The sequence below is a fragment of the Cytobacillus sp. FSL R5-0569 genome, assembly GCF_038007265.1.
GTDB classification, from domain to species: domain Bacteria; phylum Bacillota; class Bacilli; order Bacillales; family Cytobacillaceae; genus Cytobacillus; species Cytobacillus kochii.
Genome location: NZ_JBBOWW010000001.1, coordinates 2,547,377 through 2,559,770 on the forward strand (window position 1 = coordinate 2,547,377; position 12,394 = coordinate 2,559,770).

Annotated in this window: 16 protein-coding genes; 5 read left to right on the forward strand and 11 right to left on the reverse strand. The window is 34.6% G+C overall.

Features of this window, described 5'->3' with window-relative positions; all coding sequences use genetic code 11:
* Positions 1-130 precede the first annotated feature (130 nt).
* The gene (locus MKX78_RS13025; RefSeq protein WP_095373146.1) at positions 131-580 is read left to right on the forward strand and encodes a cupredoxin domain-containing protein; all 450 of its coding nucleotides are present in this window, start codon (positions 131-133) and stop codon (positions 578-580) included.
* A gap of 470 nt (positions 581-1,050) precedes the next feature.
* Here MKX78_RS13025 and safA read toward each other — a convergent pair whose 3' ends face one another.
* The gene (safA, locus tag MKX78_RS13030) at positions 1,051-1,617 is read right to left on the reverse strand and encodes a SafA/ExsA family spore coat assembly protein (RefSeq protein ID WP_370873276.1); all 567 of its coding nucleotides are present in this window, start codon (positions 1,615-1,617) and stop codon (positions 1,051-1,053) included.
* A gap of 372 nt (positions 1,618-1,989) precedes the next feature.
* Here safA and MKX78_RS13035 point away from each other — a divergent pair, with 372 nt between their 5' ends.
* The gene (locus tag MKX78_RS13035; RefSeq protein ID WP_307313662.1) at positions 1,990-2,589 is read left to right on the forward strand and encodes an undecaprenyl-diphosphatase; all 600 of its coding nucleotides are present in this window, start codon (positions 1,990-1,992) and stop codon (positions 2,587-2,589) included.
* A 349-nt stretch (positions 2,590-2,938) separates the two neighbouring features.
* On the opposite strand, the gene nadE is transcribed toward MKX78_RS13035, so the two are convergent.
* Genes nadE through MKX78_RS13055 form a run of 4 tightly spaced genes read right to left on the reverse strand, consistent with a single transcriptional unit; the run spans position 2,939 to position 6,588 of the window.
* Positions 2,939-3,760 (reverse strand): ammonia-dependent NAD(+) synthetase, encoded by an 822-nt coding sequence (gene nadE / locus MKX78_RS13040; RefSeq protein WP_307313659.1) that lies wholly within the window; start codon positions 3,758-3,760, stop codon positions 2,939-2,941.
* Between the two features lie 17 nt (positions 3,761-3,777).
* Complete coding sequence (locus tag MKX78_RS13045) at positions 3,778-5,253, reverse strand: nicotinate phosphoribosyltransferase (RefSeq protein WP_095373142.1); 1,476 nt, start codon at positions 5,251-5,253, stop codon at positions 3,778-3,780.
* Positions 5,254-5,275: 22 nt separating this feature from the next.
* Positions 5,276-5,818, reverse strand: coding sequence for a cysteine hydrolase family protein (locus MKX78_RS13050; RefSeq protein ID WP_307313655.1), 543 nt, complete (start codon positions 5,816-5,818; stop codon positions 5,276-5,278).
* 14 nt (positions 5,819-5,832) lie between these two features.
* Entirely contained in the window at positions 5,833-6,588 is a 756-nt protein-coding gene (locus MKX78_RS13055) for an NUDIX hydrolase (RefSeq protein ID WP_095373140.1), read from the reverse strand.
* A 157-nt stretch (positions 6,589-6,745) separates the two neighbouring features.
* On the opposite strand from MKX78_RS13055, the gene MKX78_RS13060 reads away from it, so the two are divergent.
* Together MKX78_RS13060 and MKX78_RS13065 are read left to right on the forward strand one after the other, a co-directional pair.
* Positions 6,746-7,237, forward strand: a complete 492-nt coding sequence (locus tag MKX78_RS13060) for a DinB family protein (protein ID WP_307313652.1) — start codon at positions 6,746-6,748, stop codon at positions 7,235-7,237.
* Between the two features lie 95 nt (positions 7,238-7,332).
* The gene (locus MKX78_RS13065; protein WP_095373139.1) at positions 7,333-7,923 is read left to right on the forward strand and encodes a biotin transporter BioY; all 591 of its coding nucleotides are present in this window, start codon (positions 7,333-7,335) and stop codon (positions 7,921-7,923) included.
* Between the two features lie 321 nt (positions 7,924-8,244).
* On the opposite strand, the gene MKX78_RS13070 is transcribed toward MKX78_RS13065, so the two are convergent.
* The 3 genes from MKX78_RS13070 to crcB all read right to left on the reverse strand — a co-directional run bounded on the left by MKX78_RS13070 (position 8,245) and on the right by crcB (position 10,004).
* Positions 8,245-9,174 carry a lysylphosphatidylglycerol synthase domain-containing protein gene (locus MKX78_RS13070; RefSeq protein ID WP_307313650.1) on the reverse strand — a complete coding sequence of 310 codons (930 nt, stop codon included), beginning with the start codon at positions 9,172-9,174 and terminating at the stop codon, positions 8,245-8,247.
* A gap of 103 nt (positions 9,175-9,277) precedes the next feature.
* Positions 9,278-9,628 carry a fluoride efflux transporter FluC gene (locus tag MKX78_RS13075; RefSeq protein ID WP_307313648.1) on the reverse strand — a complete coding sequence of 117 codons (351 nt, stop codon included), beginning with the start codon at positions 9,626-9,628 and terminating at the stop codon, positions 9,278-9,280.
* Entirely contained in the window at positions 9,621-10,004 is a 384-nt protein-coding gene (gene crcB / locus MKX78_RS13080; RefSeq protein ID WP_341051258.1) for a fluoride efflux transporter CrcB, read from the reverse strand. Before crcB ends, MKX78_RS13075 begins: the two co-directional genes overlap by 8 nt.
* A 96-nt stretch (positions 10,005-10,100) precedes the next feature.
* On the opposite strand from crcB, the gene MKX78_RS13085 reads away from it, so the two are divergent.
* Entirely contained in the window at positions 10,101-10,643 is a 543-nt protein-coding gene (locus tag MKX78_RS13085) for a YhcN/YlaJ family sporulation lipoprotein (protein WP_095373137.1), read from the forward strand.
* A gap of 256 nt (positions 10,644-10,899) precedes the next feature.
* On the opposite strand, the gene MKX78_RS13090 is transcribed toward MKX78_RS13085, so the two are convergent.
* From MKX78_RS13090 to MKX78_RS13100, 3 genes are all read right to left on the reverse strand, one after another.
* Entirely contained in the window at positions 10,900-11,103 is a 204-nt protein-coding gene (locus MKX78_RS13090) for a DUF6501 family protein (protein WP_095373136.1), read from the reverse strand.
* A 115-nt stretch (positions 11,104-11,218) separates the two neighbouring features.
* Complete coding sequence (locus tag MKX78_RS13095; protein WP_095373135.1) at positions 11,219-11,407, reverse strand: hypothetical protein; 189 nt, start codon at positions 11,405-11,407, stop codon at positions 11,219-11,221.
* A gap of 72 nt (positions 11,408-11,479) precedes the next feature.
* Positions 11,480-12,349: a gamma-glutamylcyclotransferase gene (locus MKX78_RS13100; protein WP_307313644.1), complete on the reverse strand. Its 870-nt coding sequence runs from the start codon at positions 12,347-12,349 to the stop codon at positions 11,480-11,482.
* Between the last annotated feature and the right edge of the window lie 45 nt (positions 12,350-12,394).

The window sequence follows — 12,394 nt, forward strand, 5'->3', positions numbered from 1 at the left end:
ATCTCCTTTTTATTATGTTAGCTTAAAATGCAAAAGTAAACAATTTTGAAAAAAAAGATAAAAATGAGACAAGTTCTGCTGTTCAACCTGCATACATATGAAGTACAACCTAATAATGAGGAGAGATAGAATGAAGTTTCTAATTATTACAAAGCAAACGATAATCACTGTTTTATTATTAATTGCCCTTATTGCATCTGCTTCGGTATGGCTTATATCAAAAAATGGGAGTTTAGCGGTGTTTGGGAATACGACAGAAACGACAAGGGAGATTGAAATGGTAACAACGGAATATAAAACAACAATGGAAAATGGGGAAGAAATGGAAGTCTATCGCTGGGATCCAGGAACTGTATTTTTAGAGGTCGGAGAAAAGGTCAATTTAAACATACTAGGTGTGATGGGTAAGGAACATTCCTTTTATATAGAGGGAACTGATATTAAAGGTGTGGTTCAAAAAGGAGAAGAAACTAAAGTCCCCCTCCAATTTGACGAAAAAGGTACCTATCAACTCATCTGCCATAACCATTCCCAAGAGGAAGATCACGGAAAAATGATTGCTTACATTGTTGTACAATAATTATCATTTTCTCTAAGAATATTCAACATAGACAATAGCCAATGAATAATGAAGCGAACAAATTGAATATACTTTTGATTTGTTCGTTTTCCTATTATAATCTCCTTTATGTATCCAGAGAATATCGCTTGGAAAAATCAAAAATCATAAACAACGATTCTATTTTCTTATAATTTAATTTTCAGGAGGGACAAAGGTGTCTAAAGATATGGTTTTTCTTTTTGGTGCTATCGTATCTATGATTGGGTTTCTTCTCCAACGAACTTATCAAACCTGCAAAAGAGATACATAGCCTTTATTATTTTTACCAGTATTCTGTTTTCAAGAATTTATTCGATAATAAATTCAATACAGTAAACTAGTTAAAGAGCGCTAAAACATAGCCTTAAAAAACACAATTCGGTAATCGCAATATGCTTCATAAAAAAACTGCCGTAACTCGTACGACAGTAGAATTTCCTTCTATATTATTATTTTGAAATAAACATTTGTGTCCAATAATGACCGTGAGAACCACCTTTAACATAGCCAACACCAATCTCAGTGAACTGACTAGATAAGATATTTTTACGGTGTCCATCGCTATTCATCCATGCTGTTACAACAGCTTGTGCACTTGTTTGGCCAGCTGCAATGTTTTCCCCTGCTGCATTGTATGTTAGACCAAAATCTTTTATCATTTGAAAAGGAGTGCCATATGTAGGAGATTGATGACTAAAGTAACGATGATCGATCATGTCTTGAGATTTAAAGCGTGCCACTCGCGCGAGCTCCCAATTTTCTTTTAATGGTTTTAAACCCACTTTAGCGCGCTCTTCGTTTACAAGCTGAACGACTTGAGATTCCATTGATATTGTTGCTTGAGCAGTGGATGGAATTTGAACTGTTTGACCAGGGTAAATTAGGTTGGGATTCCCAATTTGTTTATTAGCTTGAATAATCTCTTGCACCCCTACTTGATACTTCACCGCTATTTTCCACATTGTATCTCCGGATTGCACTGTATGTATGGTTTGAGCACTTGCTATATTTTTCATTCCAAAGACAAGAGTAACAGTTAACAAAAATAATGATAAGTATTTAGTTATTTTTTTCATATTCATATTAAACCAAAATCTATTAAACTATTATAGCGGTAATTGTTGCCTACATTGGGTAAAAGAAGCTTAGATAGTAAATGAAAGGTAATGCAGGAAAAATCATTACCTATAAATTTGAAATCTGCTCTGAATTTACTTTTTTACGTCATTAAAACTTTTATTGAACAATGGTGTAGGGAATTTGCCTTTATTCTCGTCTATTCTTATGATAATGTTAGTTACTTGTTAGAATCAGATGACAGCAATAGGAAAAATGATTATAATGGAGTAATGACACTAGAAACTGATAGAATAGAAAGGTATTGAGAGATGAACGAAATCAATATTAGTTTATTTAGAGGAATAAATGACCTAGGCTTTGAATATCCAGATTTGAACCCAATAATTGTTTTTATTGCCGAATATACCGTAATATTATTAGCCTTAATAACTTTGATGTATTGGTTTACACGTAAAACAAAACATCGCTATATGGTGATGACGGCAGGATTCACATTTATTTTAGCTGAAATTATTGGTAAGTTCGTTGTTAGCAAACTTCACTTTAACTACCAACCTTTTGTCGAATTGGATAATGTCAATCAGCTTATAGATAAAACGGCAAATAATTCTTTTCCAAGTGATCATACGATATTATTCTTTTCATTCTGTATCGTCTTTTGGTTATTTAATAAGAAAAATGTATTGTGGCCCATTCTTGCTGTATTAGTAGGGATTTCACGAATATGGGTTGGTGTTCATTATCCATTTGATGTGATAACAGGGGCACTCATTGCCATCATTTGTGCGATTATCATGTATAACCTTATAGGTAGAATGCAATTGTTCACGACACTTTTAGAAGTATACGAAAAAATAGAAGAAAAAGTATGGCCAAGAAAAAATAAAGGTAGACATGTAAATCGATAGAAGCGGGATGGATCTTTTTTAGATCCATTCTTTTTTTTCCTTTCTGTTATTGAACAAAAATAAGGGGAGATTATGTAGCATTTGCTCAATAATTTAGCGAAAATGCACAATGATTCGGTGAAAACGACTTATACTCGGTATTCATTCAGGTTTTCTATTTGAAGTAACGCAAACCGTTTTGGCCCGACTTTTACCTTCGTTTTATCTTCGTGATATGTTAACACTGTCTACTTATTTAGTTGTTTATTAGCTTTTAAATTCAGTAGATTGGTTATCCCCCTAATCATGTTGGTTAATTACACTTACCTGTTAAAAAAACAGACTGCCAACTAGCAGTCTGCCTACAAGATTATTTCCACCAATCGTCATGCATAGATGCTGGCATTTGTCTTTTATGTTCCGTTATGATATACCTTTGCTCAATTTTCTTTGCAGCTTCCGCACTGACTTCTTTTCCTTCTAAATAGTCATCAAGCTCATCATAAGTAATTCCTAGTTCTGTCTCATCAGCTTGTCCTGGTGTTTGATCAAGTAAATCTGCTGTCGGCACTTTCATATAGATGCTCTCTTCTGCACCTAGTTCTTTTAATAGAGCTTTACCTTGTCGCTTAGATAAGCCTGCTAGTGGCAATAAGTCTGCTCCTCCATCACCGTACTTTGTATAAAATCCTGTAACTGCTTCTGCAGCGTGGTCCGTACCAATTACTAAAAGACCCATTTCTCCACCGAAAATATATTGGGCAATCATACGTGTTCTTGCTTTCACATTCCCTTTATGGAAATCTTTTAGCTCAGCAATATCGGCCACTTCATTATATACTTTTTGAATCTCATCGACTGGTGATTTCACATTATAAACATATGTTTCATCCGGTTGAATAAATCGCAATGCTTTTCGTGCGTCATCTTCATCATGCTGTTCTCCGTATGGTAATCGAATCGCCACGAACTTGGCTTCATATCCTTCCGCCCGTAATTCTTCTACTGCTATCTGTGCTAATCGTCCGGCTAGTGAAGAATCTTGACCACCACTTATACCCAATACAAATCCTTTTGCACGAGCCTGCTTGACATAATTTTTTAAAAAATTGATTCGTTCAATGATCTCTTCTTTCGGATCAATCAATGATTTGACATTTAAAGCAGCGCGAATCTTTTCTTGTATGGACATCATTCCTCATCCTTTCATCAAGCTTTAGCATTTAGGCTATCTTTAATTTTTTTCTTTATTGAATCAATCAGTTCTATTTTGTTATTCCAGCAATTTGGACTTAAATCTACAGGATATTCTTCCGGATTTAATGACCTTCTATACTCATGCCATAATAGAGATAGGTTTTCTTTCACATATCCTTGTATCTCTTGAAGACTAGGCTTTTCATAAACTAATTTTCCATCACTAAAAATGTCCTGATGTAAGTCTTTCGCTTCGAAATTGGTGACAAACTTACTAATATAGGTGTGGACAGGGTGGAACATTTTTAAACGTTCTTCTTCTTTAGGATTTTCACTCTCAAGCGCGATATAATCACCCTCTGATTTGTGATTTTCCCTATTTATAATTCGATAAACACGTTTCAAACCTGGGGTTGTTACTTTTTCTGGATTCCCACTAATTTTAATTGTATCTTCCATTTCCCCAGCTTCATTTTCTATAGACACCATTTTATACACAGCACCCAGTGCAGGTTGGTCATAACCTGTAATCAACTTTGTCCCAATACCCCAAGAATCAATTTTGGCACCTTGTGCTTTAAGATTCATAATTGTATATTCATCTAAATCGTTAGAAGCAACAATTTTTGTGTTAGTAAATCCAGCTTCATCTAACATTTTTCTAGCTTCTTTAGATAAATAAGCTAAGTCCCCGCTATCAATTCGAATACCGACAAAATTAATACGATCACCTAACTCTTTTGCTACCTTAATAGCCGTTGGTACACCAGAACGAAGCGTATCGTATGTATCAACAAGGAAGGTACAATCTTTATGTGTTTGTGCATATTTATGAAAAGCGATATATTCATTTTTATATGCTTGTACAAGTGAGTGAGCATGTGTCCCAGCTACTGGGATATTAAACATTTTACCAGCACGCGTATTTGACGTAGCCCCAAACCCGCCAATTACAGCTGCTCTTGCTCCCCAAACACCGGCATCCATTTCTTGGGCTCTTCGGGAACCGAACTCCATTGCCACACCATCATCTAACACTTCCATAATCCGTGCAGCTTTCGTAGCAATTAATGTTTGGAAGTTGATGATATTTAATAATGCTGTTTCTATTAATTGCGCTTGAGCAAGCGGTGCTTCAATTCGTACAATTGGTTCGTTGGCAAAAACAAGCTCTCCTTCAATCATTGAACGAATATTACCTGTAAAACGCAAATCCGCTAAATAATCAAGAAACGCTTCTGGATAGTGTAATTCATCTCGCAAATAAGCAATATCACTTTTAGAAAATTCGAACCCTTGCAGGTAATCAATGATGCGCTCAAGACCAGCGAACACGCCATAGCCATTCCCAAAAGGTAGTTTCCTAAAATAAATATCAAAAACCGCTTTTCTATCATGGATACCATCTTGCCAATAGGTTTGTGCCATATTAATTTGATATAAGTCTGTGTGTAATGCCATGCTGTCATCTGGATATGGCTTGTTCATACTATTTTATACCCCTTTTTCGTTATTTAACTATTGCATTCAGAGAACCACTAAAATGTTCGAGTGCCCATTTATGACCTATTTCGTTAAAACTTGCTGTAGCTCTTTCATAGACAACAATTGAAAACCCTTTGTTATAGGCATCTACAGCAGTGTGTAACACACATATATCTGTACAAACGCCAACTAAATGCAATTCGTTAATGTTTCGTTCTCTTAGTAAAAGTTCTAAATTCGTCCCGCAGAATGCACTGTACCTTGTTTTATCTAACCACTTTACATGCTCTAAACCCTTATTTTCCTCATAAACTTGTTTTAAATTACCATATAGCTCTCTACCTACTGTGCCGTTTATATTATGAGGCGGGTATAGCCTTGTTTCAGGATGAAAATGATCATTTTTTTCGTGTCTATCGATAGCCAAGATCGTTAAATCACCATTTTTGATAAAATCAGCTGTTATTCGTACAATTTCATCTTCAATAGCAATTGCCGGTTCCCCACAAGGTAATGCTCCGTTAACAAAATCATTGGTATAATCGATATTAATCAAAGCCCTTGCCACTAGTATCTCCCCCGTTATCTTTCTTGGTATCGACCTGTATATATAGGTTTCACTACTTCGACTTCATTAAACCTATATAATTGCGTTGCTTTTTTTGACGTTCTTTGCGTGGTTTTACCCTCAACCTTTTCTATAAAAGGAAGGGATTTAATTTTTCTAGCAAATGCTTGCTCATTTAGTATAGCGGGATCTTTTGTAACTGTTGATAATACGGCTTGTAATTCTGAATATGTAAATTCATCTTGTAATAAATTTTTTGCAGCTGTTGTTTGTAACAGCTCTCTTTTTATTACGCTCAATGCATCACAAATAATCTGTCGGTGATCAAATGCAAGTTCTAATTGCAGGACATCATGAATATTCACTAATTTAACGGCAGATGCGTCATCATTTGCATTCATTTCCCTTAAGTCTTCCTCAGAGATAATTGCATAATGCGCATTGGATATGATCCAACCTCTATTATCACGACCGGGTTCATCGTATATACCAAAATGCTTCATATGCACACAATCAATCCCAGTTTCCTCTTTTAATTCCCTAACAGCTGCTTGTAAGGCGTTTTCATGAACGCCAACAAAGCCGCCTGGCAGCGCCCATTTCCCTCCCTCTGTGTTTAACTCCCCTTCTGTATTCCACTTAGCTCTTTCAATTAACAAAAGGTTTAAGCTCATATCGGGTGGAGTAAATGGTTTAGATTCTTCTGTTACGATGGTAAAAACAGCAATATCTGCTGTATAGCCATCTGGTGTTCGATATTTTTTAGTCATAAGGTAATTGCCCCACCACCATGAATTAATTAACAACTTGATAATTGTTAATTATATTTTACCCTACTTTAAAGAAACTTCAACTCTAATGATTTATTTGATTGCAGGAGTTTTCTTTTTTCCTAAAGAATATATGAGAGGAGGAATAATACTTTTTTTGGAAAGGAAAGAAACCATGATTGAAAATGTCTCGAATCATATACAAACAGTACGTTTATTAACAATCCAATCACTTGATAAAATAAATCCAGCATTCATTTCGACTGTACCAAAAGGATTTAATAATAATATTCACTGGAATTTCGGTCATATCGCTTATATACAGGAGAGACTTGTATTTGAACTAACAGGAGAGCGAATGGGGATTGGAAGTGAGTATGAAACATTTTTTGCTGCAGGTACTGCACCACATCTTTGGCAAGGGAATCCGCCATCTATTTTAGAAATCAAAGGTGTATTACAAGAACAGACAGAGAGAGTCATTTCCGTTACCAAAAACAAATTTACTAAAACCTTGCCAACCCCATTCACCAATAAAATGGGGATTACTTTTCAAACAGTTGGCGAATGTATCCTTTTTTCTACCTTTCATGAAGGGATGCATTTAGAAACAATTAAAAGAATATATAAAAGCACGAAAAATAAGTAAACCAAAAATAAAACATAGTTGACATAAAAAACCCTCCAAATTATAATGTAAACTATATTATACATAAGGTTAACATTATAAATGAGGTGGAAGAATTGACGAAAGAACAATTACGATTAAGATCGCTCCTTACGACAGCATTATTCGCAGCTATTATTGGGATTATGGCACAATTAATTATCCCTTTGCCACTTGTCCCAATTACTGGACAAACATTAGCCATTGGATTAGCAGCCGTCATTTTAGGGTCGAAATATGGCACTTTTTCCGTACTCTTATATTTAGCCCTAGGATGTGCTGGCGTGCCCGTTTTTGCAGAGTTTTCTGCAGGTTTCTCAGTTATTGTCGGACCGACTGGTGGCTATTTAATTAGCTATATACCAGTAGTATGGATTATGGCTAAATACCTTGAGAAAACAAAATTCACATTTGCACATGCGCTTACAGCAAATATCATAGGTATGTTTATTACGTTAATTATTGGAACGGCGTGGTTAAAGTGGATGGCTGACTTAAGTTGGACCGCAGCATTTCTGTCAGGGTTCGCTCCATTTATTATCGGTGGTTTTATTAAAGCGTTGATGGCAGCATGGATTGGATTGCTAGTTAGAAAACGACTCATTAGTGCTCGATTACTTTTTACGAATCAATTATCAACTAAGGTAGTCGATAAAAGAGCCTCTTAATGATATTATCTTTTTAAAAAGTGAACGAATGCGCATACATCTAAATTGTGTGCGCATTTTACTTTTCAATATTATAATCTTACATTCCCTCTATATATACATTGGATTTAAATCGACACTGGTCTTAGTCCATTTCTCACTCCTAAGCTTACTACTTTCTCTTTGATTTTTTTCTATCTCCACAATCACATTTAATATGATTGATTAACACCGCCCTTTTTAAGCCCTCTTATCTCTAGTCTAACCAACTTTATATATTTGCCCACATTCCAGTATGCATGCAGTTTAAATCTAAATAGTCGATTTTTTATTATTTCATCCTTAGCTGAAAAAATTTTTTGTTTTTAAATGTCCACAAATAGTAGTCAAAACAACCGGTGTACCAACTACCGCAGGAATAAAGTAATAGCTAAGGCGATAAAACATTAAAACCATAAATGTTAATTCTGCAGGTATTCCGTGAGATTCAAAACCGATTAGAATAACTAAATCAAACGAACCAATTCCCCCCGGTAACATACTTATTATGCCAGCACAAGCAGCTACAATGACAATTGGGAAAACAGAAAATAAAGAAAAATTGACACCGACTATATTTAAAATACCCCAAATACAAATAACGACAAATATCCATTCAAACACAGAGATCATTAATAGTTCCGTTATAAACTCCCTCTTGATAGGCAAACTTTGCAGTTTTCTTTTAATAAAATAGACAAAAAGTAGTAGAGGGGTATAAAGCGCAACAATCCAAATAGCAAGATGAGCTAATCTTAACTCTGAGAAAAGTTCAGATCCATTGAATAATACAATCCAAGACAAGATGGATAAACCACAAAGATAAAATAATGACAGTTTAGCGATTACCTTAATATATGGGATATTATTGTCTAAGTAGGGGCGGTAATAAACCGTTCTTAATGTTGCGCCGGCTACCCCGCCAAACCCAATTAAGTTTGAGTAAGCATTTGCAGATAACGAATACCCTAACAGTTTTTGCATCGGAATTTTAACCTGCAGTAATCGATTTAAAATAACATCATAAAAAAACATTGGAGACAAACAAATTAATCCTAGAATAATAATGAAAAAAATCCGCCAAAATGAAAGCTCATCCAAATAATGCTCAAGTAAAGCCCAGTTGAAATCTTTAAAAAATTTATTTGCTTCCATTATTACAATGAGCAAAATAATACATGGCATAACATATTTTACTATTTGAATTAATTTTTGATTAGAAAAAATTGACACGATAATTCACCTTATTCACTACTTTTACAACCATTTTCATTCCCCTTTTGTTTCGATCCTATTAAATATGTATTCAATACTTGTCCATAAATGAACAACCGATTTATGGCAACATTATTAAGCCTAACATGAAAAGGGCTATACCGCCTATATAAGTAACAAAAAAATATATAAATGCCATCTTTTGTTTCTTCACAATTAATTCCACCATCTCCAACTGAACAGATGAAAAAGTTGTAAATGCCCCCAAAAAACCAACTACAAGTAAAGCTGATACATTTTCCCAATGTAGAAAGTGAACAACCACACCCATTAAGAAACAACCAAGTAAATTAACGATAACCGTTCCATAGGGAAAGAGTGAGTTGGTTTTGCTATTTATCAACGTTGATAAGGAGAAACGGGCTATTGCACCAAAAAATCCACCTATCATCACATAAAGTATTTCACTCATTTGTTCCCCTCACCTCTTTACGTTTACCAAAAACAATACCAAGATAGGCCATCACTAAACCTAGTGCGATATTAAATACGATATATACAAAAGCTTGAATGATAAATCCATTTTCAACTAATAAAACCGTATCCACACTAACAGTCGATAATGTGGTAAATGATCCAATTACCCCTACAGTGATTGCTTGTTTAAGATTAGGATCAATCGGTAATGTGATGGACGATAAATAACCGAGAATAAAGGCACCAAACACATTAATTATTAAAATATCTAAAGGAAATGCACTCTGCCAAAACTGTCCGATGACAATTGTGATAGCAAACCTCATGCTTGCACCTATCATCCCGCCAATTCCAATATATAGATACTTCATCCTTTACCTCCTTGCTTCAAAAAAAATTGTTTATGCATACTATCGATTAAATGAGCCAAGCTAACAGTGAAAGAAAAAAAGAAAGGATGTTAAAAGATGAAAGGTACAATCATTGCTGTTGCTCTTTCAAGTTCTCTACTATTAACAGCTTGTGGAATGAATAATGGACAAGATACGAACGACACTGCTTATAGAGCACCAGATATGCATGACCCCGCAAAAGTTGGATATGAAAGAAATGGTAACAATGATAGACCAAGTATTGACAACAATATTCATACTCGTAATGTCGATTATGATGGAACACAACATTCAATGAGGTTTGCCGATAAAACAGCAGATAATATTACACAAATGGACGAAGTTAAAAGAGCAAGGGTTTTACTTACTGGCGACAATGCCTATGTGGCAGCAACCTTAGCGAATGGTAATGAATTAACACAAGATCTAGAAAAGAAAATCGCTGATCAAGTAAAATCAACTGACCAGAACATTGATGATGTCTATGTATCAGTAAACCCTGATTTCTACAACCGTGTGGACACATATGCAAAAGATGTTCGCAATGGAAAACCAATTGAAGGCTTCTTCGATGAATTTAGTGAAACAGTGAAACGAATGTTTCCTAATCATGAATAATGGTCAATTTATGGTCTGGTAGGGAATATCCCTATCAGTCCTAATTATACATAACAGATTTTGTAAGTATTAATCATAAAAAAACCTATTCCCATCCATTCAAGTAATGATAAAAATTCGGTTCAATGCTTTCCTCTATGGTCCCAGTTCTTTCACCACCTGCAAGAATTCTCAAAGGTACATTTTACATATATTAAGAACTTAGTTATTTTTTTGCACACGAAAAAGCTGTCAGTCAATCTGACAGCTTTTTGCCTTAAACTTCTTTAAAATAGTCTTTATAAAAACCACTAACTTTACCAGAGTTGTCAACAATGAAGAAAAACTCTTCTGTTTCATTTTTCACATCATAGATTTTTCCTTCAGTTAAAGCACGATTAACAATATATTTTGCTGCATTCGTATGTACACATTTTACCTTTTTTAACGTGTCACTTTCATGCCATGTTTGATGAATCATTTTTGCCACTCCTTATGTGTTCTCTTATACAGTGTAAAAAAATTAAATGTGTTCTGCAAGCTGTATAGTGATTTTTTTCTATTTAGGATGGTAAATACTTATTTGAAATGTGTTTTTATAGAAATACTTTTTGTAAAAAAGAAATTTTTTCCTTTTCAAAAGTATACATTTCACTTGTGAAAAAATCTTTAAATGTTATATATAGTATATCACAAATATAATCGACTCTAATCATTTCCAAGTATTGATAATGTTGCTTATCATAAACAATCTCAAAGAAGCATGTTTTCGTCAATTGTTTCATTTAGACGACCTTCTTTCATCTTTGGTGACATTGTTATATACCACCAAAGTAGCTTATAGTAAACTTCTTTGTTTAATTCACGACTCCAAGCTTATTTATCTCTTCTTTTAAATGCTGAACATATTTATAACTGAGTCTCCCTTCAGCTGCACGCAAAATCTCCCTCGCATAAAAGGATGGTGGTGAAGACTGGGGATTTTTATCATAAACATGGAAGGTTAACACATCTTTATATATTTCCCCTTCAATTGTCAAATTAACAAAAGTCGGTCGATAGTGACCAACAGTGACTCCTTCTCTTTGGAATAAATAATCTATTGCTTCTATCGGTAATTGATAAACAATACCTTCTGTTTCACCAGAACCTTCAATGATGTCCGCTCGATTCCCATCAGGTGCATAGAAATAATAGCCCATTTGATAGCCTTTTAATACACCTATACCGACGACATTTTTAAAAAAATGGCCAACTCCAGCTTTCATAAATCTTTCAGTATCCATACAAGACCCATATGCAAAATAGTAAAATGTCTTTGGGGAATTCATTTGCAGATTGTATACCTTCCAGTCTGAAACTTTAATTGCATCTTGCTGTAGACCTTCAGCGGGGGAAACATAAATAAAACCTTGTCGCACTCCCTGATCCGTATATACGTGTACTTTTTTTCTTACAGATAATGAATGCTTGTCATCTTTTACATACCCTTCTAAAACATCAATTGCCTCTAAATGTTCGGCACTTAAAACGTATAATTCTCCATATACTTTTTCAGCTAGTTTATCTGATAATTCGACTCTCGGATAACCATCACCCGTATCAAACATGACTCCATTTATCCAAGCTTGTTCGGCCACTAAACGAGCTTCAGTTAAATAATCATGATGGATCTCATTTTTTCGTAATGTGCCATACACAAAGAGGTGAATCGTTGCCATACCCATAAATGCGCTCCTTTATTGTCACTATAGTAATATACTTATTCTTCC